Below are 24327 nucleotides of genomic sequence, written 5' to 3'. Positions count from 1 at the left end.
GCTGAATCAGCGCAGGAAGGGGGGGTCGGAACTTCTCCGTGTTCTGGCCTGATAGTCAAAAAGAACATCAAAGCTTGGAGACTTGGTGTTTCTTCCGAACCGGCTTTTCGCAATCCGAATACCTCCAGGACTTGCGGACCTTTGCGCGCTTCACCAAAGAGCACCACCTCGTTGGTGCATCATCCTGCGAAGATAAGCCACCAGTCTGTCTTTTCAATGAGAGTAACCGCGCCTATCAGCGACTTGGAAGAAACTTGGGGCTTAGGTCACAGGGCGGCTCACCTCAGCGGTCGACCGGGGTTCTGGCTGCATCTTGCAACGGATCAGCTTCGAACGGTCGAAGCGCAGATTCAGAAACGTCCGATGTACGGGCGCCTCGGGCTCATAGTTCGCGATCAAATCGCATGGTTCGGCGCCGAGGGAGAGATAGGCTTGGAGCAGCGGCGCCTTCACCATGCCATGTTGCAGTCCCTTCAAATAGCGATGCAAAGATCTAGGTGAAATATCGCCCCGATACCCTTCCAGCATCACGGCCGCTCGGATTTCGGATATCTCTGGATGCCTGACGAGATAGTCAACAAACCCGTCCCACAAAAGCGGCAATAAAGGCGCGCCAAGCCAATCCGGATCGGTCTTGAGGTCAGCGACGTAGTAGCATTCGCCATTCGGTTCGTGCGAGGCGAATGTGCCGTTCAGCGTAAGGGCCGCCCAACTGGCTTGGCCTGGCTTCCCTTTCTCCCGTCGAAAACCACTCAGGGAAGCTAGTATTTTCGCTTCCCTGCTGACGATCCACTGACCTTCGGGAAAGATTTCCCACTGTTTTCGTATCTGGGCGGCAGTCAGGTGGAGTTCGTTGGGGGCCAGTCTTTCGAGTCTCAGGAAGGCCGAGACATCCCGTTGGGTCGGATTTCTGACGGTCAGTGCGGCGGAACAGAACTCGCCCAGTTTGCCATCCTTTATCTTCAGTTGATCCATGAAATCGCCGAACACAGGAAACTCATATATCAGGCTGGGGAGAAGTTCGGTCTGCAGGATCTCTTCCACTTCGAGCATCACTTCGAGGGCTGCAAAAGACGCCCCTCCCGAGTGAAAGAAATGCGTGTCGCTTTCTATGCTGTCCAACTCAAGCATTCTCTTCCATACATTGACAATGCGTTGCTCGAGATCAGTTGTCGCGTCGTCCACTGGTACGGACGCGGCAGAGGCTGGAGTCCATGCGGCAAGCTTGGCCCGATCGACTTTCTGCTGCCCACTTCTCGGAAGTGCGGGCAGCCTATTGATGTGACGCGGGATCGCGCTCGCGGGCAGGATCTCTTCGAGATGGGTTCGAACATCGGCCTCCGCGAGGGTCGTGACCACCCAAGCGACAATGATGGGCCCGTAAGGTCGGCCACGGCAGACGACAACCGCCGCCTCCTCTACTGCATCGAGTTGTGAGATCTTGCTTTCAATTTCGCTAAGGTCGACGCGAAATCCAGAAACTTTGACTTGCTGGTCTTTGCGACCGAGGAAAACGATCCGCCCATCACCTCCCAGGCGCCCCAGATCGCCTGTTCTATAAACTCGCCCTAGTTCCGCGTGGTGCACAAACGATTGCGCGGTCAGATCCGGGGCATTCCAATAGCATCGGGCCAAACCCCTCCCGGCGATGACCAGTTCTCCCACCTCCCCCGGCGCGCAGAGCGAGAGGTCCGGTTGAACAATAGACAGCCACTGGCCCCTCATCGATTCTGGCTTGCCATAGGGGATGCTCGATTTCTCGCAATCCTCCGGGCGTATCGGGTGCATGATCGACCAGATCGAAGCCTCGGTCGCCCCGCCCAGCGAGAGGATGTCGAGTTTGGGGCGCAGCCTCCAAGCGGCCAAGGGCAGGTCTACGGGGATCCAATCCCCGCTGAGCAACACCGATCTCAGCGTATCCGGAAGTGGCCTCGATTTCAGCCCCGCCAAAAGCAGTCGGAAAAGGGAGGGAACGGAATTCCAGACAGTAACGCGATGGTCCCGACACTGACGCCACAAGGCATCGGCATAGGGAATTCCGTCCGCTGTGTGCGCAGAATCCAGGAGCACCACGCTCGCACCAGCGGACCAGGCACCAAAAAGGTCATAGACTGAAAGATCGAAGGTCAGGGACGAAACGGCCAGCAGCCGGTCATCCGGTGTCAACGCGATCTTTTCATTGACGTCCCTGATGGTATTGAGGGCCGCATGATGGTCGATGGCGACGCCCTTGGGGCGCCCGCTGGAACCGGATGTGTAGATGACGTAGGCGAGGTGATTTCCCGAGACCTTCGGATCGTGCGCGCGCTCCGCGTTGGGTAAACTATCGAAATCGATAAGCAGGCTTCTCGCCGATGTGTCCAGTTCACGATCCGTGATGACGAGGGAACACCCGGCTTCTCGACAGATTTCATCGAGACGCGCCTTGGGCCAGGCCGGATCAAGCGGCAGGTAAGCGGCACGGGCGAGCAGGATGCCGACCACAGCAACGGCTTGACGCCAGCCGCGCGGCAGGCACACCCCCACAAGCGCCCCGTCGCGAACGTTTTCCGCCGTCAATATCTGCGCCAGGCTGGTGCCGAGTTGCAGAAGATCCCCGTAGCTCAGAACCCGGGAATCGCTGATCACGGCCTGCCGGTCCGGCGTGGTTGCCGCATGGCGCAGAAAATCCTCCAGCAGCCAACCCTCATTCTCCGACGGGGCTGGAGCCTCGACCGCCATAGCATTCGGATGCCATCCGCTCTGTCGGGCGCGAGGTCTCAAGCGGGGCAGACGATCTTGCAGATGGTCCCCGCGCGACAATGGAAAGCATCCAAGATACGCCTTGATGGAAGGCTTCGCGCCATACTGGAATTTCAGATGAGTGACGCGAAAGAGCAGGATTTTATCCTCGGCCAGTCTCTGATGTCCATTCCAGGCAAGAAGAGCCTCTCGTTCATCTGCAGAGCAAAGGCCGCGCGCATGAAGCCAGTGCAGGAAGCTTTCCAACCGACCTTGGCCGATGTCGAAATGGCACTCGGCCCCAAGCCGGGGCATCAGTACACTTTGGGCGATGTCGAGATTGAGAAACCGGAGCTGACCCCAACGCGACAGTTGATGCACCTGCGGGTAGGGCGTATCCCGCTCCCAGGGGCAATCTTCATGGCCTAATGCGGTAAACACCCGCTTCATGTGGGGGAACGCATCGCCGTGGACGCAGATCCGCATGCCGCGCTCGGGACAGGCGAGATCGTAGCCGAAATGCTCGATGCTGAGCTCCGCCGGCAGCACGCCCGGGCGCAGCGGCCAGGTTGGCAGATCGAGCTGCGGCAACGTACTCTCCAGGAACTGGCGCGCGGAGACGGGTGTCACGCCGTCACTCAGGGCGATGAAATGCCGTGACCGGACCCGTCCGTCTCCGGCTTGGTCGTATTCGTAAGCCTCCGTCTGCACCGAAGCCGTGCGGCTTTCGGGCACCGGCACGGAGAGAGCAAGATCAGCCGCCCCACCGCCCTGGCCAAGGGTGACCTCAAGCCCGAGAACCTCGGCTTTGCTCCAGGCATCGGCCATGACGAGAACTTCGTTGGGGATCTCCCACAAACGCAGAAAATCCTTGGCCTTGTCGGCCAGAAATCTCCCTGAACTACAGTCGCCCGTCACAGGCCGGTTTCCGATCTCTGGATCGGACGCGACAGAACCCAGTGCCGAACGGACGATCCGGGCAGGGTCTCGTCGACACTTATCTCGAAGCCGTTGCGCCTTAGCAGCGGCAGAACTCGTTGCGTCTGGGTTTCGACGTAAACGGGCATCGACCGTCGATCAGCTTGCTCTAAGAGCAGTTCCATCATTTTCTGTCCCAAGCCCTGCCCCTGCAACTCGGGCTTCACGCCCATCACGAGCAGATAGAAATGCGCCTCCGGCATCAGGCGGCCATGCAGGTCTCCCAGCCTCCCGTTAAAGCGCATGAGCCTGGCGATTTCATCAAGCCGGAGTTTGAAGGGCGCCTTCCACCAACCGCTTTTGACATACTCCCAATCGGACGGCTCTGCCTGACTGGGAGTCAGATAGACAAAACAGGCTTCACAATCCGGTGTCGTCATCACTTCCGCACGGTGCAAGACGCAACGCAAAAGCCCCCTAGACAAGAATAGAAGCTTCTTGTGCCGGTTTGCCTCCGACCGAAACATCCACTTCGATAATGGATGATCTTGAAAAGTCTCGGCAAGAACTTTGCTACACGCCTCGGAGGTTCCTTCTGTAACCCGGACAATTTCCTTCATGGTAAGCTCTCTAAAATCTTGCTGGCGGCGATGATCCCGGAGTTGAACGCGCTGTGTGTTGAGGACGGCGCAAGAAAACCGGAATGGACTTCGAGCAATTGCTCTAAAGGAACCTTAGGAAAGCTGCGCGACGAATCCTCCGCTGCCAACCTCATCAAGGTGTCCGGTTCAGCGAATGGCACGCAGTGCTCGCCCGCGCAAAGCACCCGCCGATCCTCGTCCCGAGGATAGAGGGCCCGCTCCTCCGCGCCGACTTTCGGGAAGGAATAGGAGCCTCCTCGCAATGAATGAGATGTCATATCCACGGCAAGGATCTCTGGATATCGCAGGACCTCGAAAACATTACGAAGTCTCGCGCGGATCCGATCCGGATCGTCGCGCCACACCCGCTCCAGGTCCTGTGCGGCCGCGCCATAGGTGACACCCACCATCAAATCGGGGGCCTGCCGATACCACTGGATCGGGCCACCCTCGACCCCAACGATATTCGTATAGGTCGTCGGGAAGGGGCAATCGCCACGGAACTTGACATGACACCGGGCCAAATGGGCAACGCCGATACCTGCCTGGCTCCGACGGAAAGCCTCGTCGGCGAGATGCTCTTTGCCGGCCCAGACCCAACCGGGCCAAGTGACGACAAGCCTTGAAAGGCTCAGTCTCCCGCCCCGCATCGGCACCTCGATCCCTTCTCCGAGGTGCCATTGATCGACGTTCGTCCCAAGATGGAGTGAGACGGTGACATGGGGCCTCTGTCGCGTGCGCGTCTTTATCCAATGCAGCAATCCGGACGGTAGGGCGTCGTACCCGCCGGGAATAACCGCGTCCCCCCGCCGGAGGTACATAACGATCGGGGCGGTCCAGAAAACCCTCTTGGCCGAGTAGAGCTTTGGGCTGACGCCCATATCAACGCCGAGGTTTTCCTCGAACATCCAATCGGAGAGCCGACCATGGCAGCCGCGAAACGATGGCAAAGATCGCAGCCCCCGCGCGACGAGACCCGCTAGGCTGCGCCTGAGAGGCAGCCAGGACGGGATGCCCTCCCGAACCGAATCCTTAAGGAAACGGGCCTCGAAGGCCTGCCCCTCCGACCCCGCCCTAAGGTCCCGCAGGACGGCCGCCGCATCCGTATCCATCGCGCGTTCCGTCACCATCCGACCGTAAAGCGCGCCGATGTCGGTCAGAAAATCGATTTCCAATTGGCTGACATGGCCGTCAAAGCGCCTACCGGACTGCCAATCCACAGTACTCACGGTTTCGGGCTCCAGCCGCTCCACCTCCAGACCGAGGCTGTCCGCCAGGCGCGCGATTGGGTTGCCATGCCACCCATGAATCCATTGCGGGCCGATCTCGATCTTATGTCCCTGCCAGACACTCGTTTCGATCCGTCCGCCGATCCTGCTTTCCTTTTCGATAATATGAACGTGCCAAGCGCCTGTTTCGGGCAAATCCCTGACCAGCCGCGCGGCACAAGACAGCCCGGAGATTCCCGCCCCAATGATGCCGATCCTGGTGGCGGTGTCCTTTGAATTCTGCTTTTGCTGCATCTCAGCGTTCATAATAGAACACCCTCCCGGATGCGTGTCCGACCCGCCTGCCGGTCGAGGGATGATCGAGCCTCACCGGGAGGGCCGGGTCCAAAAGAGAAGTGCTTTCGCTTGTCCGATCCGTTTGCAGCTTGCGCGGGATTGAGCGTCGTCGGCAGTATGCCGCCTATTCAATCAGAATGGAACTCTCCTTGTGGGCCGCTCCATGAGGTGCCCACAATTTCCCAACTGCTCTGCCTCGTTTATTTTCTTCCATTCCTTCATTGCCCGTATCCGTTTTCGTGTCATGGCCGCTCCTCTCGGCAGATTTGACTTGGCCAAATCGCCAATCGGCAACAATTCATGGTGCGCCGACACACACACAGGGCCTCAGAATTTTCCCAGCAGTTTCTTGAGCTTGGCGTCGTCGATCTCAAGTACATTCAGATGCTTTGCACCAGACGCTTCAATACCGTCAAATTTGGACCGCCATTTGATGAGTTAGAAAACCCCCACCCCGAGAAGGGGATTGGGTTTCGCAAGGTGTTTCGCGAGCGAACTGCCAGCCATGGGTCGCCGTCACGTCAAAATCGATAAGCTGGGCGTAGTGATCATCAGCATGAGATGGATAACACCAACGGCCATTTGCGCGTACATACGCATCGTCGGCGTACCATTGCAAAACGACGCAACTTCGGTGGATGCCATAAGCCCGCTTTCGGATCTTGGGTCCCAAATTTCGATGGCCACAGTCTGATTTACTTCACTGACAAGGCTCATTGGATATGCAGGTCCCAGCTTTGGAAGCGTCGCGACGCATTATGTCGCGAAATGCGAGCGCAGCGCCAAAGCAGGAAATCACGGCACCACACAGCAGCAGAGGCACCAGCCCGATCTTATCCAAGCCAGAGATAGCCAGCCCGGCGATCACCAAAAAGCACATCGCCTCAATACCTACGAAACTGGCGAGGTGCGTTGCCTGATGCCCTACCCTACACAATGGCATCAGGATGGAACGACTGGCGGTGTAAGCGCCAAACACACTGAAATTTGCAAAGAGAATGAGCGCAACAATAGGAATCGGACCGATATTGAACGCCAGAATATAGGTCATCACCAAAACAACGACGGCGTTGAGAACAGCCAAGGCTGCTAACACGCGCATGCCACCCCAGCGTTCTACAAGTGGGCGTGAGGCCAATGCGCCGATAAAGCCAGTGGCATTTCCGGCAACGATTCCGATTAAGCCGCTTTGAGACACTGAAAAACCCGCATCAATGAGCAGCACGGATTTGGTCGCATATGGGAGAACTGACGCGGCGCTGACACAAAGCGACACCAGCAACAGGTGGCGAGCACGCGCTATTTTGAAAATCGAAAACTGGTCCCAGAGTTTGGGAGGTGTGGCAGGTGTTTGTTTGGCGCCATGACCGAGGTTGAGGGCAAAGCCTGCAAGCCCTGCGACCACGATGCAAACCACGAGAAGTGCCAGAACAACCGGTCCCCACCCCAAGGGACCGAGTAGAAACAGCACGGCACCACCCAACACCATACCGGCCATAGCGGATACGGCTGCCTGAAGCGATGCGCCTTTGGGATAGGATGGCTCCGCAAGCCCTTCCACTAGCACCCCTCCGAGCGCTGTTTGAAGGGTTCCAAGCACGAACATTCCCAGCCCGACGCAGATGATAATCTGTGCAGCGTGGCGCGCTGGTTCGAAAAACCACAGCACGCTCAGGACAAAACACAACGCAAAACAACATAGATAGATCCATCTTTCGAAACGGCCCCCGCCGCCGAGGTCGTTGCGATCAATGATCGGCGCCCAGACAAAGCGCAGTGTGTAGGGTATGGCTGCAATGTAAAGCAGGCCGATCACCGCAGAGGATACGCCCGCCTCACGCAGAAAAAGGACCACGCCCTGCGCAAAAAACTGTGCGACAAACCCGGCGGCGAAGGTCAGAAGGGCGACGCTCCAAAGAACGTCGCGTTCGGTTTTTGTCGCTCTACCTACCATCGGCTTGTCAGCGTGATACCGACGGTGCGCGGATCCGTGACATCGGCAAACTGTGCACCGCCGATAAATCGGGTTACGCCGGTCTCATCGAACAGGTTTTTGATGTAGCCGCGCAGTTCCATATTCCCCATCCGGGCGGTCAGGCCAACATCCGTGATCCAGTAGTCGCCGACCTTTTCCGCCGCAATATTATTGAAATCATTGAAACTCTCACCACGATAGATCGCGCGGGCGTCAACGCTCCAGACATCGTTTATCCGGTAGTCAGCGCCAATGGAGAGCGTAAGGTTTGGATCCTGGCCAAATGAATTCCCTTTTAGGTCCGGGCGTCCGTCCTGGGCTTCTGTGATCTCCGTGTCGAGAAGGCCCAGAGCCCCGCTCAGCAGCAGCCGTTCTGTGGCTTGCAATATGCCGTCAAATTCCAGCCCATAGCTCCGCCCCGCCTTTTGATTGACGACCTGAAGCGTCGCGCGTTGTCCGGGTATCTGCTCCGCAAAGAGTTGCGGGTCGTCAAAGTCATTATAGAAGGCCGTGATGCCAAAATTGTAACGCCCGTCTGGGGCCCCTTGCCGGTATGTCAGCTCTGCGGTGACAACGCTTTCGCTTTCATATGTATAAGGTGTCCCGTTAAAGATATTGACCGAAGACCCGGCGGGATTGAAGCCGGTGCGCACCGATCCGCTGAGCACCCGGGTTTCATCAAAATGGTAGGCCAGACCGATAGCAGGCAGATAAACCGTCTCCGCCTCGTCGTAAATCTGCGTGCCCGTGGTCGCTCCAAACGTCGATACCTGAAAACGCTCGTCTTCGTAGCGCTGCAATCGCATACCCCCAAAGATCGTCAATTGGTCGCTGATCCCATAGCGGAGATCTGCAAAGACAGCACTCGACGTGGTCTCTACATCACTGGAAAATATAAATAACCCTCCGATCCGGGTATCCTGTTTCCGGTCTTCATAGGCCAGCCCGACAAGCCCGGAAAACTCTCCTGCGCGCACACGGTCGGTTGGTCCGAATTCATAGAGCAGCTCCTGCGTGATGCTTTGCTCGTCCACATCGAACGGGAACGGATAGACCTGCTCTGGGATCGAGACGTAGCTGTCATCCACATAGGATGTAATCCAGCGGATCGTGCCACGACCAGTCTCCAACGCTGCATCAAAGGACAGCACATTGGTTTCCGTATCAAAGGTCCGCGCCGGGATACCCTGGGTTCCAGCGGCAGCATTTACCAGCACCCGATCCTCGAGCGGACGCCCGGTCAGCAGCGGCGTCATCACATTGTTTCGGGTCTGTGGTGTTTGCCCCAACTGATGCTCGGCAAGCAGGTTCAGCGTCAATCCACCTGCATCAGTCTCGAACTCGCCCAGAAGCTTGCCGCGCAGGCGGATATTGTCATATTCCACAATCCAGTCGTCATCGACATCGGTGGCCCTGCGAGGATCAGCGCCATCCGCAAATTCGAACGTCAATCGCCCCGCAACAGTGTCCGACAGCGGCCCCGAGAACATTCCGTTCGTTATGTAATTGAGCCCATGAAAGTCATCATGCTCGATGCCAAACTGGAAAGCGGCCTCAGGGTGAAATGTCGGCGCGGCGGTACTGACAATGATGGCGCCGGCATAGGCCGACCGCCCTCTTAAAAGCGACTGCGGACCCCGCAACACCTCCACCTGCTCGACATCCCATAAAGACGACCCACTGGAGTTCGGCAGAACCGCGGGGCGTGTCACCCCGTCAATCACAAACGAAAGACGTGGGACCGCGCCTGTCAGGCTGGCCGAAACAGTGCCGCCCGGCCCACCGCCCTGAACGCCCCGCAGCGATGGCACCTCGCTCTTTCCTTCGACAAATAGGTTGGGCGTCGCCGTCAGTGTTTCGTTGATATGTTCCCCGGCCGACGCTTCGCCGAGCGCCTCCCCGTCCAAGACAGAGGCCCCGACATAAGTCTCTAAAAGCGGCCTGTCCTTGCGTTCGCCGACAACAATCGTTCCCAGATCGAATGACCCGCTTTCTTGGGCAACAGTTTGATCCGAAAAACCGATCAAAAAAACGGCACCGATCTGAAGTATAAATTTCATTGTATTCCCCATCAACAATTCCCGATTGTTTTAGTAGGGTTAATTGCTTTGAGTGAATACAATCATCGGCCAACAAAAGAGACATTTAATCCGACAATTCGGACTCACTCTCCTGACGCAATGCGCGCTTGAGAGAATCCGAACTGCTATATTGCAGCCTGTGCGCCACGTCTTTCACACCACAGCCGTTTTCCAGCATCTCCTGTGCCAACCGCAATCGGCGCTCCTTCATGACTGCTCCAATTGAGCGGCCATAAGCGCTGCGAAACCGAGCCTTGAGCGTGGTGGGTGACATACGTGCTGCGCGCGCGACATCCGCGATCTTGACATCGGCACCGGGATTCTGAGCGATGTAGTCCTGCACAAAACTCATTCGGTCATCTTGCAGCGCCGGGCCTTTCAACTCATCGAAAGCCGATGCGAGCAGATCCATGGCCCCTGCTGCCAACTGCAGCTTTGCAGAACCATGACGGATGTCCGTATCCAGCAAGCGTTGCGCGATGCATAAACTGTGCTGAGACGCTTGTGTATTGATCAAACCTTCACGTTCCATAAGCGCTGTACAGCGGGCTGCTAACTCTGGCGCCGCGTCGCCTAGCTCTTCAACGAAGGGCCCATCGTAAGCAACCGCAACAGTGGCAAAGACCTCTTGCGCGGGGGCCTGCACGTGCCATTGCGCCGGTACCGGGCACCCGGCGATCTCAAGACTGCCACTTTGCAGGTACGCACGGCGGGGCCCCCCGATTTCGCGCGAACGGCTTTCGCCATGCAGTCGCACTTCGACCACGAGCCCTGTCGTCCCGCGGATCATGGCGTCATACGCCGCCTGTCCGCGCAGGTTTGCGCGCATCAACTGCATGCCCGGCCACAACCGAATGCTTTCCATACGCCCCACGCCGAGCACCGGACCGCGCGTGTTAAGAGACTTTATCTCGACCGCCTCATCCAGGCTTGCCACACGCGACAGCGTAAGATCATGCGGGAATTCTGGCACCTTGGACATCGGTCAGCTTCCAAAACCAGGTTTGCCACGCCGCCAGTAGGCCGCGCTGATCTGCGTGGTCTTGTCAAATCCGAGGCCATGCCGGAAATGCTTGCGTAGCGCCTGAGCATTTTCGAATTCTCCAGCGAAATATGCATATCCGGTTTCTCCCCGCGCCGTCAGCTGCATGGCTTTTTGCACCACGTCTGCTTCGAAATCTGATGGCGGGATCCGATGTATGCGCAGAGAGGTCGGCGGCAGATAATCCACACCATCCGGCAAGGGTACGATCACATCGCCTTGCACAGTGGGGGCCAGCGTCTCCAGCAGCCGTGCCACACCTGGCAGGCCAGTGCCGTCGGCCGCAATAAAGTACTGATCGTGATCCGGCAGGGCGCGCATTCCTGCGGGCCCCATCGCGCCGATCTCCTGTCCGGCTTCAGCCGCTTGTGCGAACTGCGAAATCAAACCGTCACCATGGCGCACAATATCAAGATCGACCTCATTGCTTTCTGCCCGAACCTGTCTGATCGTGACAAAGCGCGCGTGCAGCTTGTCCGCACCTTGTGGCCAAACCGGTGTCCCGTTTGCCCCCATCCTTGGCCAGATCGGCGGTCGGGTCGGATCCAATGGCAGGATCAGCCGCAGATGCAGCCCGTCTTCGTACCCTGCAACCACCTCGGGGCTGTGAACAATCACACGCTGCATGCCTTCAAAGAGCTCGAAGCTATCCTGCACGGTGAGCACATGGAAATTCGGCAGCAGATCACCTGCGCGGGCGCGCATGCCCTGTTCATCCCAGCGGATCCGCGCAGCGGCGTCTGAATCTATATCCGCAATGTGATGCACAATCTCTTCTTTGAAAAAGATCAGCGCATTTTCATTTAGCCCGGCAAGACGGACATGTAACCCGTCGTCGCGCACGCCGAACTCAATCCTGAACAGCTCCTGTTCGATAAAATGGGTGCCATCGGGCGCGATGGAGAATTCCATGTCGTGATCGTCGCGCGCGTGTGACATGAACATGTCCAGCATGTTCTGAGATTTTGCCGTCGGCACAAGTGTTTCGGAGGTGGACGCATGCGTGTTCATCGGAATGATCCTGTAGTTTCCAGAAGGCATGCTGGCACTTTGCAACGCTTAAGCGGCAAAGTTTGCTGGCGATCTTAGCCTACCGTTTTTGCTTCGCCGTCACAATGCTTGCCGGGGGTCCTGAGATCAGGTGAGCCTGATCCTTCACCGGCAATGATCACAAAGCACGGGATTGATGACCCGGAGCCCCTGCCCTCCAATAAGCGACGCTCAACTGGGTGCGTTTATCCAAGCCGAAGGTCTGCTTGAAAACCTTCCGAACGGATTGGGCGGCCTCAAACTCCCCAGCGAACCAACCGTAACTGACCGGCTCAGCGGTGCAATTTTCCAAACGTTCCGCCACCTCCTCCGAAAACCCATCCGGGTCCAGCGCGCACACCTTCATTTTCGACTTTGGCAAATAGGCCTCCAGCGCGGCCTGGCTGGGTGCTGCCGCAAAGACATGGCCGGTGGCCTCTCCGCCCACACTCTCAATCAGCCGCGCAATTGCGGGCAGCCCGGTTGCGTCACCTGCAAGGATGACATTTTTAGTATTGGTCAGCCCGGGGTCCCCGGCGGGGCCCATCACACCAACCTCTTGTTCGTCACCCTGCAATGTGGCCCAATCCGAGATCAAACCGCCCATGTGTTGCGCAACATCGACATCGATCTCTCTTTCGTCTGGTCGGATGTCCCGAACCGTCACATACCGGGTGTGCAGTTTATCCTTGCCCTGTGGCCAGGACGTGCTGCCGTTTTCGTTGATGACCGGCCAAACGGGTGAACGGTTGCGATCTTCGGGCATCATGAGCCGGATGTGGATGCCATCTTTTGTCATGGCTTCGACGCCAATGCCTCCCAGCGTCACACGTATCAGACCAGGGTGAATCTCGCGGCGCCTGCGAGCGCGCAAGATGCGGAAGTTTGACGGCATTTCACCCACCGTCAGGCCACCCGCCCACTTCAGGCTCGGCAAGGCGTCGGGGTCAAACTTCTCCAACTGCTCAATGATCTCTTCCCGGATGAAGACCAGAAAGTTATCGGTGGGGGTGTCGATCAAAATGTCAACGGCACCGTCTACGGCCTCTATCTCTACAAGACACCCCATTTCCTCCATCCGTAGCAGGTTGGGTTGAGGGTAGCTGCAGCTTATCCCATGATCGGTGAACTCGTCGGCGCAAAACGCCAGCAAGGCCTTTGGCTGATCCAGCGCCATCGTTCCGGTGGACACTGCACGCGCGCCATCCAGGCCCTGGTCTGAATAGCGCAGCCGTGCAAAAGCAAAGTAAAGGATCACAAGGGGTACCAACGCCAAGGGGATCGCAACAAGGAACGCTGGCAGGTACCCTTGCGTGTCTATGACATAGCCGACCAAAGGATCCATCAACCCCGGTATCAGCATATAGATGGCCACCTGAACAGAAAAATCAAAGCCCGGTATCTCGGGTCGGATTTTATCCATCGCGCCGCGGAACATCACAATGTCGGTCATGGCAATGGCCACCCACGCGAGGATAATAGCGTAGCGAATATTCTCAGGCATTGAGCCCGCGATGAAGGCCACGCCCAAAAGCACCGGAATATTGATCAGACCAACCAGATAGATCGCTTTGACCCGGGGCAGATTGCGCAGCAGCGGCCCGAAAATGGCCGACGCACCACCCCCTGCGCACATGGCAAAAAGGCCAAAACAAACGGCGATTTCTTCGGTGCTCATTCCCTGATCCACCATCATCAATCGCATCGGCAACATGGTCAGAAGAAGCGGCACGCGGATCGTGCCGAGGATCGCCAGCCAGCGGAGCATCTTTTCTTGTTTGAAGAACTTCAGCGCATTGCGAAAAGTCGCAGGCGGCGCGCCGCGCAGGCGTGCAGGCTCCCTGACAAAGACCAAGGCAAATAGCGGTAGCGCGAAGAGGACGGCCTGGATCAGCAGAGCAATGGTCCAGCCGATCTGATCGTAGATGTACAAGAACCCAAACCCGCCCACAACCGCGCCCATATAAGCACCGGCGTTTTGAAACGTGCTGCCCATGGTGCGTTCCGAGGGCCGCATGAGCGAAATCGCGAGGGCGTCGACCGCGACGTCCTGGGTGCTAACCGCAAGGGCCGCGATTAGCAGCGCGATAAATAGCGGAACGAGGCTGCCCCCCGGATCCGTGAAGGCCAAAGCGACAATGCCAAGGACATGGATAACCGACAGAAGGACAATCCAGGACTTGTAGCGGTCACGTCCGAGCTTGTAGCGATCAATGAGGGGCGCCCATAAGAACTTGAAAACGTATGGGATTGCCGCCAATTGAACCAGGCCAATGGTTGTCGCGGAATGGCCTTCCTGACGCAGGACGATTGGCAAGGCCATGACCGCAAAGAAAAAGGGAATGAACTGGGCGGAATAAAGAAGCCCGATCACAGAGAGGATACGCCAACGCACTATGGCGTCCCTATGGTCATTTGCGGTTTCATATGTTCAGCCGCGCCATTCGCTTGAAGGGATGAGGTTTTCAGAAACGCCACGTTGCCGACACTCCTACGGTCCGTGGCTTTCCAACGATATTCAACCCGCCAAAACTCGTCGCTTCTGTGAATGTCTGATAACGCTCGTCAAAGAGGTTATCGACGAAGACGTCGACCCTGAAGACCTGGTTGTGGGCCAGCTCGGTCTCATAGCCTGCTGCCACATCGACCACTGTGAATGAATCAAGTTTGGATTGGTTCAATGCGGATGTGCGGCTGCCCACAAACCTCAGCTGGGCGGAGGCATCGAAACCGGTTCGACCCTGATACGCGACGCCAAGAGACGCAGTCGCTTCTGGTGACAGGGGTAATTTCTGACCCAGAAATGCCGTTTGTGTTGCCGAAACTTGGGTGATCTCTGCGTCGAGCAGACCAAGCCCGCCGGACACGCTAAACTCGTCTGTCATCCGGTATACAGCCGACAGCTCAAGCCCCATGCCTTCCGCTTCCGGGATGTTCCCGATCGCACTGTCGCCGCTGCTCGGATAGGCTGCCGCGCCCGACACCTGCGCATCCTGCCATTGATAAAAGAAGGCTGTTGCCGACAGATCCAGGGCCCCGTCAAGCGCCGTCGTTTGCGCATAAACCTCGTGCTGTTTCAAGTATTCCGGCGCGAAGGCAACCGATGAAAAGGCAGCCGGGCTCAGTGCCGCACCCAGATCAACGTCAAGACCGCCGCCGCGGAACCCTTCGGAGTAGGTATATCCAAGGGTCGTGCGCTCGTTGACCTCGTAGCGCAAGCCAAGCTTTGGCAGAAATACGTTTTCTGAAAAAGTCGCCGTTCCCACCAAGGCGCCGCTGCCATCCAAGCTGGTGCGCGTTCTTTTGTCCTTTTCGTAGCGTCCACCCAGAATGACGGAAAGACCTTGCGCAACTGCGCTGGCATCCAATTCCACTTCGCCGAAAAGACCGGTGTTTTCGATACGCCCATCCACAGAGAACGCGAGTAATCCGTCATTGAAGCCTTTTTCGTCTTCCACGGATCGGATGATGCCAAGCACACCACTCGTTATAATTCCAACTTCGCTGAACTGCAGATAAGCCTCGGCTTCCGCGAGTTCTTTATCGAACCCGGTTTCTCCGAAGGAAAAGCCAAAAGGTGTTTCGCCGGTGTTCAAAAATCGCAGTTCATTGTCAGAACTTGATACACGGGCCACAAATGTTGCCCCATCGCTCAGATCATATGTCAGGCGGGTCGAGTAAACGGTCTGGTCAACCTCTTCATAGGACGAGGCAAGCGCGAACACCTCGCTGACGCTCAGGTCCTCTATGTCGCCATTGAAGAACCCTTCTGTAGGTCCTTCCGCCTTGCCGCGCTCCGCCGAAAACAGCAGCTTCAAACGCGGCGCAGCAGCGGGTTCGAAGAGGAGCTTGGCCCGCAACCGTTCGCTACTTTCATCGTTGGGATCAAATCCGGCAGGCAGCGGGTTCGGCCCGTTTTGAATATAGCTGTCGCCTGATCCGAATTCGCCGACCAACCGAAACGCAAGTTGATCTTGCACCAGCGGCGTATTGAGCATGAATGCCGTTTCAGCCTCCTGCTGATCGGTATAGAGAAACCGCAAGGCGCCCTCGCGTTCAAAGACCGGGTCTTTGGTGTAGACCCGTATTGCGCCGCCAAGCGTGTTTCGACCTGTGCTTGCCGCCTGCGGCCCGCGTACCACTTCGACGGAATCGATGTCCCAACCGCTTGTCTGCGTTATGTTTGACGCTTCGCCTGAAGGAAGGGGTACATCGTCGACCAAAACAGGTACACGAGGCTGGGCACCTGCGGTGATCGCAGGACGGTCGCCGCCCAAACCACCCACACCTCGAATGGCGGGTGGGATGAATCCTTCCGGGGCAAGCACATTCGCCTCATTCCCGATGACATCATCAATGTCGCGATTTGATGGTTTTGCGGCAACATCGCCAAGTATAACTGTCGTACTGGGCGGCGCATCTTCAACGTCTCTCCCAACCTTGTCACCTCTGAGAACAACGACGCCCAGATCAAAAGGGATGTCTTGCCCGAGGGCGCTGCCAGCCACCAAGCTGAGCGAACTGGCAATGACAGCAGCATGCGCGCCGTCGCGTCGGATTTTCATAGCTGGGCTCCCACAAAGCGATTTTGTCTTACCTCTCATTGTGCGGCACGCCGGGTCTAACCCGTTTGTGCTTTGAAATGATGGATTTGTGCTTTTTTTGACAGTTTTAGTCAGGTATATACCAGATATGGGTTTGCTGACGATTGATATCGCACGCGCACGTCTTGAGGCGACGCAGGCTGAGGTTCACAACCTTTACGTGACCGAAGATCAAAGCGTTCTATTGTACCGGGCAAGCTATCCCGCACATGTCGGACACATCAGAAGTCTTCCGGCACTTTTCGTGACAATGTGTGTCTCGGGGGGCGGCCCAATGCGTCAGAGCACGTCGCTTCAGTTGATCGAGGCGGAGATCGCACCCGGAGATATTGGTCTTGTGCCGCCGAATTCGAAAGGCGCTGGCGAATGGCCGGAAATCTCCGTGATCACACTGGGGATCGCGATTGAAAGCGTGTCAGAGAGTTTTGGCGATGACTGGCCCCAAAAACTGAAGAGAGAGACCTTTTCAAAGGTCTTTCGTGATCCGCTTGTTGAAAGCACCTTGATGAGCGTCGGCCATACCCAAGCGGGAGACATCTCTGATGCGACGCTTTTCCATGCCGCCCACATGGTGACCCATCAATTGCTGGATCAACCCTTCGAACCTGTTGCGAAATCAGGTGAGGCGTTTCCGCTCAGCGGGGCCAGTTTGAACAGGGTGAAACAACTGCTCGCCAAGAATTTGGATCGTCATGTAACCGTTGAAGAGATGGCAGCCACTGCCGGAATAAGCCGTCACCATTTTTCCCGCCGGTTCAAGGCTGCGACGGGTCAGTCGCCACATCAGTTTGCAATCCATGGAAAGCTGGAGCATGCAGCGCACCTGCTGGCGGAGGAAGAAAATGCGAGCGTCTTATCGATCGCGCAAAAGGTCGGTTATTGTAATCCTGCGCAATTCGCCAAATTGTTCCGACGTCAGTTTGGTCTCTCACCAAGAAGTTGGCGAAGCCGAATGCCCAAGTAGGCGTGAGCTCTCACTAGATGAGAACTTTAAAACGTTCACCCAGCGATCCCATCGAGATCTGTCCACACCAAATCGGACTTGTCCTCGCGCCACGCAAAACGCCGCATGTGATCACTGAGAACGGCACAAGTCTCTTTTCGATCAGAGGCACTTTCTGAACGAACCAGAAACAATAAACTTCTGCCATCGACATGTATCTCTGCCAACCCGCAAGAAAAACGCAACTGTGCCCGGTCGCCATCAACTGCAACGGGGATCTTGTGCGAAAAGTGCCGGGTCAGACGATCAAAATACGCCCGGGCGTGTAACGAACGGAACTCAGCTTCAGAACGCATGGGCATCACTTGAAAACATCTCCGAAGGGGTCGGGCATGAAGTAACGGTTTGCGTGCATGAGACTTTTCGGACCCCTGCTTTTGAGATACTCACATGCACAGACATCTTGAAATATCGCTGCGCGAGACAGAGCCCATTGTGAATCCCAACAAGCATCTTTCCGAGGCCGCGCGCTACTTTGGCGATGACGACGAAAACATCTCGTTCAACCGGGTTTGGTTCAACCTGATGCGCGCCCACCGCAAGTTTCATCCGCGCATTGCAAAGGCTTTGAAAGCCAGCGGCATCAACGATCCGATCTGGTACGAGATCCTGCTGGAGGTGGAGCGGGCCGGAACGGATGGTCAACCGATGGCTGCGCTGGAGGACAAACTTTTTGTGCCGCAATATGCGCTGTCGCGCCACGTGGCGCGGCTGGAAAAGGACGGGCTGCTGCGCCGGACCTATATTGCCGATGGCAGGCGCAAACAGCTGTTGTTTCTGACCGAACGGGGCTTGGGGCTGCATAAGCGGATCTGGCCTATCTATTGGGACGCGATGCAGGCTGAGATCGGGCCGCACCTGACGGCGGATGAAGCCTATACCCTCTCGCGGTTGCTGATTAAACTGCTGCCTTAAAACCGTGCCACAGCCTCTATCACGAACGTGCGCCCTGGCTCGTTAAGCGCGGCAAACCCCGCATAGTCGCCCCCATAGGTCGCGCGATCCGCATAGGTCTCATCGAATACGTTCTGCACCTCCCCACGGAACGTGACACCGCGAAACCTTGGAGGGGTGTACTCTGCAAAGAGGTTCAGGACTGTATAGCCTTCGAGTGTGCGCAAAGGATCCACCTCCAACGCACTGCTCGGATTTGGATCGTAGTCGAGCGCCATATCGATGCTGCCGCCCACCAGCATATTCCACCTTGGCAACTGCTGCTGCACTTCAAGCGCCAGAACCTGCCCCAGCGGCGCGCCGAAATCGAGCTGATAGAAGCTCGACACCTCATCCCCATCGCGGGAGGTTTCGCTATCAGAAAATGTCAGCCGGGCAAATCCGTCAGCCCAGCCATAGGTCGCATAGAGATTGAAACCTTCGGATTTGAAGTCAAAGGTATCTCCGCCGTTCCGAACGTCTTCGATCTCTGTCAGGAAGGCTTCGCCCCCCACCTTCAGACCGCCGTTCGTCCAATCAAAACCGAGATTCCAGTTCTGTGACCGGGAGGGCTCAAGCCCCGCATAGTCCCATTCCCGACCCGGGATCAGGTTGATGTCGTAGATATAATTATCTTCGATCTGAAGCCCGCCGAAGACATTTGAATATCCTGCCCGCAGGCTGAGGCTCTCGGTCAGCGCATAGGTCGCGGAGAAATTCCCGCTGGCCCCGGAGTACGAGTCGCTGAACCCGTTGACCCCTTCGAAATCCTGATGATCGAAACGCAGACCGGTCGAAATCTTCCACCGGTTTGTTGGCTCAAATCGCGCCTGGGCAAACAGGCCGATGTTTTGTGTCGTTTCATCAATCTGGGACGTCACATCACTTTGGTAACTGCCCTGACGGTCGTAATAGTCGATGCCGGCGACAATTGTGTCTGTCTCGGACAAGCGGAAGGTGTTCTGGATCTTGGCCGACAGCGTGTTGGTCGTCCCTTCGCTCTCTTCGAACAGGGGAGCATTGATCAGGCTTTCCGAAAAGCCGACCACCACCTCCGGATTCCAAATCGCACCCCCCTGCAAGAACGCATAGTTGAAAGCATAGGTGGATCGTTCAGTGTCATAGCGCACCAGGGGGCGCGTTCCGGGGCCAAAGTTGGCCCGAAAATTCCTCAGGGACGAATCCTGCAACTGCTGGCCGGACAGTTCAAACCGGTGGCCGGTGTCCGTTTCATAGGCCAGTTTGAGCAAGCCTGATTGCAGATCGGCGCCGGTTCCGGTCATGACATTGTCATCGCCATCGGAGTAGTCGTTCCCGGTTACGGAACGCCCGTATAGCAGAACCTCGAAACCCTGCGCGCGCGTCGACAGGGTGACCGAGCGGCCCCAGGTATCGCCGTTGTCGCCATAGGACAGCCGCACGTTGCCCCCAAAGGTCTCACCATCCCGGATGATATCCGCTGCATCGACCGTCTCCATCACGACAGCACCTGCAACCGCATTGGGACCTGTATCCGCCGCAGCAATGCCCGGGTCGACCCGAACGAATTTCAGCAGTCCGGGGTCGAAGACATTGGCGCTGACGTGGTGAAACGCGCGATTGTTCTGCAACACCCCGTCCAGCGAAATCGTCAGGTTCAGCATGTCGATTCCATTGACGAAAATCTTCTGCGCAAGGGGGATCGCACCACCGACCGATACGCTCGCAATACCGGCGAAAACGTCTTTCAGATCGCCGCTACGTGCCCGTTCCAGCTCCGCGTCAGCGACATAAACGGATGACGCGCGGTCCGCCGCATCACCCTTTGGATCTGCCTTTCGGACAACGATCGGATCCAATGAGATTGTGCCATCGTCGGATGTCTCATTTGAGGCTTGTCCAAAAGCCTGCGTGGCATAGAGCAGAACGCATGCAGAGCCGCACAAAAGGCATGCACGCACAGAATGAATTGCGACAGTCATAAGTGTCCCCAGATCTTGATTTAGAAAGGCCGGGCTGGCCCGATCCGGGACGTGGCGAGGCGAGATTGGCTGGGTTTCTAAGGGTTAATACCTTAACATGCAAGTGCATGTTAAGGACTATGCGATTTCAACCATCGTTGGCGCTGTGAAAGCCATAATGGGTCTAATTCCTTTTGAGAACAGCCCAAAGGGGACAGTGAAGCCGTCCGATGAGCCCAAAAGCCAGATCGCGGCTTGCCGGAACTGGCTCGCCCGGTCACGACAATACACATCGCAGTTTCAGACCAGAACGACCGACCGATCATCTACATGAAAGACCTTTGCGTCCGTCTCAAAGACGTCCCGCAGCAGTCCTTCGGTCACGATCTGCTTTGGTGTGCCGTCCGCAATCACCCTGCCCCCTTTCAATGCGATGATCCGATCCGCGTAGGCTGCGGCGTAATTGATGTCGTGCAAAACAATCACCACCGTGCGCCCCTTCTCAATCGCAAGCGCCCGCAGCCGTGCCATCAAGGCGCGTGAGGCCGCGATGTCGAGATTGTTAAGCGGCTCATCCAGCAGCAGGTATGCGGTGTCCTGCGCATAGGCCATGGCGACAAAGGCGCGTTGGCGTTGCCCGCCCGAAAGGGTTTCCAGCACCCGGTCCGCCAGATCTTGCAGATCAAAATTCCCGAGTGCCTGTGTGACGAGGGCATCGTCAACCTCACTCGGTCTGCCCTTGTGATAAGGGTAGCGCCCGAAACCGACCAGATCACGCACGGTCAGGCGACTGGTTACCGTCAGATCCTGCGGCAATATGGCCAGTTCCTGCGCCAGCCTGTCATCGGCAACCTGCCCGACCGGCAAGCCGTTCACGGTAATGCGCCCGGATTGCAGCGCGCGCAACCGTGCGATCAGCGACAGGAGGGTTGATTTGCCGGCGCCATTCGGCCCCACAAGAGCGATGACCCCGCCCGGACCCATTTGCAAAGACACGTCGCGCAGGATGTCTTGCCCCCCGATCCGATAAGAAACCCCTTCGATATCGATCATCTCTGTCTCCTCAAGAGCAGCGCCAGAAACACAAGCCCGCCCAGAAACTCCACCACGACGCTCAAGGGGGTCGCCAAGCCGAGAAGGCGCTCCATCACGGTCTGACCACCCACCAGTATGATCCCCCCGATAAGTGCCGCCGTGGGCAAGAGCAGGGCATGGCGCGGCGCGTCCATCACCTGATAGGTCAGGCTGGTCACCAACAGACCAAAGAAGGTCACCGGCCCCACCAGCGCCGTGGACACCGAAACAAGCACAGAGACAAGGATCAAAACATGCCATTGGCCGCGCGCCGGTGCCTCTCCCAGCGATGTGGAAAGAAGCGGCCCCAGAGCCAGCACATCCAGACGGTGCCGTATGTGCCAGAGCGCGCCGCAGGCGAGTAGCGTGAGCACGGCAGAAAGCCCCAGCACATCCACTTCGATTGCAGAGAACCTTGCAAATGACGCGGCCTGGATCACCGCGTATTCGTTGGGATCGATCACCCGTTGCAAATAGGCCGTCACCGACCGGAACAGCACCGACAGCACGACACCGGTCAGGACCAGCCGCATCAGATCGTCCCGGCCTGACCGCAGCAGAGCCCCAAAAAGCGCCAGTGCGGCCCCGCAAAGCAGAAATACATTGGCAGCCATGAGCCCCTGTGCGGGCATGGCACGATAGGTCTGTGCGCCCAACCCCCAGACCAGCGCGCTGAGCAACAACAGGTAGAGCGCATCGAACCCCATGATCGACGGGGTCAGAATGCGATTGGCGGTAATGGTCTGGAAAACCAGCGTGGCCCAGGACATCGCCAGCGCCACCAGCAAGAGCCCCGCAAGTTTCTGGCCCCGAAAGGCGAGCACGAACCCCCAGTCGCCCCGCGCACCGATGCAGAGATAGGCCGCACAGGCGGCGAGCAGAACCAGCCCCAGCACCGCGATCCTACCCCGCAAGACGTTTGCCCCCGTAGAGCAACCACAGAAACATGGCAGCCCCCACGATACCGATCACCGTGCCGGCGGGCATCTCGAAGGGATGGATCACCAGACGACCCAGCAAATCCGCCGCCAACACCAATCCTGCCCCGGCGATGGCTGTCAGCGGCAGGGCGCGGCGCAGATTGTCGCCCGCGACACGGCTGATCAGGTTCGGCACCACGAGACCCACAAAGGGGATCATGCCGACGGTGACAACGGTCAGGCCGCTCACGATGGAGATCATGATCAGGCCCAGCAGAACGATCTGCCGGTACTTCAGGCCAAGGTTCAGGCTGACCTGCTCGCCCAGCCCCAGAATGGAAAACTGATCGGCCACAAGATAGCTCAGCAAAGCCGCCAGCCCGGCGAGCCACAGCAGTTCATAGCGACCGCGCAGCGTTCCCGAAAACTCACCATTCATCCAGATTTCAATGACTTGCAGCATATCGGCCTGATAGGCCAGATAGGTCACCGCGGCGCCGATAACGCCGCCATAGATCAGTCCCACCAGCGGCACCAGCAGCGGCTGGGTCGGCGGAAGCCGTCGGGTCAGCGCGAAAAAGCCCAGAGAGCTGCAAAGTGCTGTTCCGGACGCCAGCAGCATCTGCAAACTCAAAGGCGCCCCGGGCACCAGAATAACCGCCAGCAGGATGCCCAGAGCCGCCCCCTGCCCGGTCCCCGCGGTCATGGGTTCGACAAAGCGGTTGCGCGCGATGGTCTGCATGATCTGCCCGGCAATCGCCAGCGACGCGCCCGTCAGCAGCGTGGCAACCGTGCGCGGGAAACGGCTGTCGCGGATCAAGGGCCAGATCTCGGCATCCTCTGCCTGGGTCAGGTCAATGACGCCAACAAACAGCGACGCCAGGGCCATTATTGTCAAAGCCAGCAGGCTCGCGCCGATCCGCATCTCCAGTCAGCGGCCCTGAAATCCGGCGATCAGATCGTCCAGCGTCCGCATCATCGACTGTATCCCCCCGCCCGCGATGTAGATATCGGCGGCATTAAGATAGATCACCTGACCGGAGGACCAGGCCCTGGTCTGATGCATGATCGCATTGTCGAGGGTCGCCGCGGCACTTTCGCCCGGCTGGCCAATGGCCGCGAGGCGGTCCACGACGATCAGCCAGTCGGGGTCGACCGCCTTGATGAACTCAAAAGAGATCGCTTCGCCATGTGTGGATGCGCCGGTCTCGGGTGCAGCCTCCGAGAGGCCCACATCCTTGTGCAACCAGCCAAAACGTCCCCCGGCGCCATAGGCGCTGATCTTCGGACCATTGGTCATGATCACCAGAGCGTCACCACGCCCCTGGACCACTTCACGCGCCTGCGCCAGCCGCTTGTTCAAAGCCTGCTCAAGCGCTGCTGCCTTCTCTGCCACGTTGAACAGCTGTCCATAGCTGCGCAGCCGGGTGATGGCGTCAGACCACAGGTCATCCCCAACGGTCATGTCGATGCTGGGCGCGATACGGGCCATCGCATCAAGCTGGTCGGAACTGCGGCTGCCCACAATGATCAGATCAGGAGCCAGGGCGTGCACGGCTTCGAAATCTGGCTCGAAAAACGATCCGAGATTTTCGGCCTGCGCGGCCATATCCTCCAGATAGTCGACGTAAAGCGACCCCATCGTACCGGCAACGGGCACGCCAAGCGCATCGAGGGTGTCCGCCACGGCGACGTCGAAGACGGCCACCCTATCCGGTGCAGCAGGGACGGAAACGACACCCAGCGCCGTCTCCAGCTCAAGAGTATCAGCGGCGCTTGTCCCGGCGCTCAGGATCAACAGAATAAGGGCAGTCAGTCGGGCAAGCATCAGGCATCCTCATGGCAGGCTGGGGAGGTAACTATTGGAAGAGGCGCTGGCGA

The 24327-nt window shown here is 57.8% G+C and carries 17 protein-coding genes; 2 read left to right on the top strand and 15 right to left on the bottom strand.

Annotation, left to right across the window (positions count from 1 at the left end):
- Positions 1-261: 261 nt before the first annotated feature.
- From Q1A20_RS20450 to Q1A20_RS20410, 9 genes are all read right to left on the bottom strand, one after another.
- A complete protein-coding gene (locus Q1A20_RS20450) occupies positions 262-3639 on the bottom strand; it encodes a non-ribosomal peptide synthetase (protein ID WP_299918413.1) in 3378 nt (1125 codons plus the stop codon).
- Positions 3636-4259 carry a GNAT family N-acetyltransferase gene (locus Q1A20_RS20445; RefSeq protein ID WP_299918412.1) on the bottom strand — a complete coding sequence of 208 codons (624 nt, stop codon included), beginning with the start codon at positions 4257-4259 and terminating at the stop codon, positions 3636-3638. Before Q1A20_RS20445 ends, Q1A20_RS20450 begins: the two co-directional genes overlap by 4 nt.
- Positions 4256-5815, bottom strand: coding sequence for an FAD-dependent oxidoreductase (locus tag Q1A20_RS20440; protein ID WP_299408693.1), 1560 nt, complete (start codon positions 5813-5815; stop codon positions 4256-4258). Before Q1A20_RS20440 ends, Q1A20_RS20445 begins: the two co-directional genes overlap by 4 nt.
- A gap of 730 nt (positions 5816-6545) precedes the next feature.
- The gene (locus tag Q1A20_RS20435; protein WP_367180947.1) at positions 6546-7799 is read right to left on the bottom strand and encodes an MFS transporter; all 1254 of its coding nucleotides are present in this window, start codon (positions 7797-7799) and stop codon (positions 6546-6548) included.
- Positions 7793-9880: a TonB-dependent receptor gene (locus tag Q1A20_RS20430; RefSeq protein ID WP_299918410.1), complete on the bottom strand. Its 2088-nt coding sequence runs from the start codon at positions 9878-9880 to the stop codon at positions 7793-7795. Before Q1A20_RS20430 ends, Q1A20_RS20435 begins: the two co-directional genes overlap by 7 nt.
- Before the next feature lie 85 nt (positions 9881-9965).
- Positions 9966-10883 (bottom strand): helix-turn-helix transcriptional regulator, encoded by a 918-nt coding sequence (locus tag Q1A20_RS20425; RefSeq protein WP_299918408.1) that lies wholly within the window; start codon positions 10881-10883, stop codon positions 9966-9968.
- A gap of 3 nt (positions 10884-10886) precedes the next feature.
- A complete protein-coding gene (locus tag Q1A20_RS20420) occupies positions 10887-11954 on the bottom strand; it encodes a siderophore-interacting protein (RefSeq protein WP_299918405.1) in 1068 nt (355 codons plus the stop codon).
- A gap of 157 nt (positions 11955-12111) precedes the next feature.
- Complete coding sequence (locus Q1A20_RS20415) at positions 12112-14367, bottom strand: MFS transporter (protein WP_299918404.1); 2256 nt, start codon at positions 14365-14367, stop codon at positions 12112-12114.
- Positions 14368-14437: 70 nt separating this feature from the next.
- Positions 14438-16537 (bottom strand): TonB-dependent receptor, encoded by a 2100-nt coding sequence (locus Q1A20_RS20410; protein WP_299918402.1) that lies wholly within the window; start codon positions 16535-16537, stop codon positions 14438-14440.
- A 421-nt stretch (positions 16538-16958) separates the two neighbouring features.
- Here Q1A20_RS20410 and Q1A20_RS20405 point away from each other — a divergent pair, with 421 nt between their 5' ends.
- A complete protein-coding gene (locus tag Q1A20_RS20405; protein ID WP_299918400.1) occupies positions 16959-17540 on the top strand; it encodes an AraC family transcriptional regulator in 582 nt (193 codons plus the stop codon).
- 35 nt (positions 17541-17575) lie between these two features.
- On the opposite strand, the gene Q1A20_RS20400 is transcribed toward Q1A20_RS20405, so the two are convergent.
- Positions 17576-17875: a DUF2218 domain-containing protein gene (locus Q1A20_RS20400; RefSeq protein WP_299408671.1), complete on the bottom strand. Its 300-nt coding sequence runs from the start codon at positions 17873-17875 to the stop codon at positions 17576-17578.
- Positions 17876-17969: 94 nt separating this feature from the next.
- On the opposite strand from Q1A20_RS20400, the gene Q1A20_RS20395 reads away from it, so the two are divergent.
- Positions 17970-18494, top strand: a complete 525-nt coding sequence (locus Q1A20_RS20395; RefSeq protein WP_299408669.1) for a MarR family winged helix-turn-helix transcriptional regulator — start codon at positions 17970-17972, stop codon at positions 18492-18494.
- Here Q1A20_RS20395 and Q1A20_RS20390 read toward each other — a convergent pair.
- From Q1A20_RS20390 to Q1A20_RS20370, 5 genes are all read right to left on the bottom strand, one after another.
- Positions 18491-20473 (bottom strand): TonB-dependent siderophore receptor, encoded by a 1983-nt coding sequence (locus Q1A20_RS20390; RefSeq protein WP_299918396.1) that lies wholly within the window; start codon positions 20471-20473, stop codon positions 18491-18493. The genes Q1A20_RS20395 and Q1A20_RS20390 overlap by 4 nt on opposite strands.
- A 279-nt stretch (positions 20474-20752) precedes the next feature.
- Positions 20753-21505, bottom strand: coding sequence for an ABC transporter ATP-binding protein (locus tag Q1A20_RS20385; protein ID WP_299408665.1), 753 nt, complete (start codon positions 21503-21505; stop codon positions 20753-20755).
- Positions 21502-22440 carry an iron chelate uptake ABC transporter family permease subunit gene (locus tag Q1A20_RS20380; protein ID WP_299918392.1) on the bottom strand — a complete coding sequence of 313 codons (939 nt, stop codon included), beginning with the start codon at positions 22438-22440 and terminating at the stop codon, positions 21502-21504. The genes Q1A20_RS20385 and Q1A20_RS20380 overlap by 4 nt, the downstream gene beginning before the upstream one ends.
- Positions 22430-23335, bottom strand: coding sequence for an iron chelate uptake ABC transporter family permease subunit (locus Q1A20_RS20375; protein ID WP_299918390.1), 906 nt, complete (start codon positions 23333-23335; stop codon positions 22430-22432). Before Q1A20_RS20375 ends, Q1A20_RS20380 begins: the two co-directional genes overlap by 11 nt.
- 42 nt (positions 23336-23377) lie before the next feature.
- Complete coding sequence (locus tag Q1A20_RS20370; protein ID WP_299918388.1) at positions 23378-24274, bottom strand: siderophore ABC transporter substrate-binding protein; 897 nt, start codon at positions 24272-24274, stop codon at positions 23378-23380.
- Positions 24275-24327 lie beyond the last annotated feature (53 nt).

The sequence above is a fragment of the uncultured Roseobacter sp. genome (assembly GCF_947501835.1).
In the GTDB taxonomy this organism is placed as follows: Bacteria; Pseudomonadota; Alphaproteobacteria; order Rhodobacterales; family Rhodobacteraceae; genus Roseobacter.
The sequence above is the reverse complement of the archived record's forward strand: the minus strand, read 5'-3'. Positions and strand labels throughout refer to the sequence as shown.